The organism is Scandinavium tedordense (genome assembly GCF_024764965.1).
GTDB classification, from domain to species: Bacteria; Pseudomonadota; Gammaproteobacteria; order Enterobacterales; family Enterobacteriaceae; genus Scandinavium; species Scandinavium tedordense.
In genome coordinates this window covers 1-445 of record NZ_JALIGG010000020.1, presented here as the reverse complement: position 1 = coordinate 445, position 445 = coordinate 1, and the positions used below count along the sequence as shown (strand labels likewise).

Sequence of the window (445 nt, the reverse complement as noted above, 5' to 3'; positions counted from 1 at the left end):
CCGTGATCACCGTGACCTGGGCGACCATCCTGCTGGGCTGATCTACGCGGACATGAAAAAGCCGGAGGCAGCGATGCCTCCGGCTTTTTCTTGCGTGCGAGGGCGGCGGCTCAGGCCGCCGCGTCGAAGCTGTCGGCCCGCGCCATGTTCCACATGCGCTCGTAGAACTCGCCCTCGATCTTGCCGGAAAGCAGTTCGCCCGGCTTGAGGAAGTAGTGCAGCTGCGAGAACAGGCGGATCTCGGTGTCGGTGATGCGTCGCACCAGGTGCTTGGCTTCGAGCTGCGAGGGATGTTCCAGGCCCGCCGCGGCGAGCATCTCGGCCAGGCCCTTGAGGGTGTTGCGATGGAAGTTGCGCACCCGCTCGGCCTTGTCCGGCACCACCAGCGCGCGCGGGCGCAGCGGGTCCTGGGTGGCGACGCCGGTCGGGCACTTGTTGGTATGGC

Annotated in this window: 1 protein-coding gene; it reads right to left on the bottom strand. The window is 67.0% G+C overall.

Annotation, left to right across the window (positions count from 1 at the left end; all coding sequences use genetic code 11):
* Nucleotides 1–110: 110 nt before the first annotated feature.
* A partial coding sequence (locus MUU46_RS00095) for a glutamate synthase-related protein (protein WP_258964443.1) occupies nucleotides 111–445 on the bottom strand: 335 nt, incomplete at its 5' end.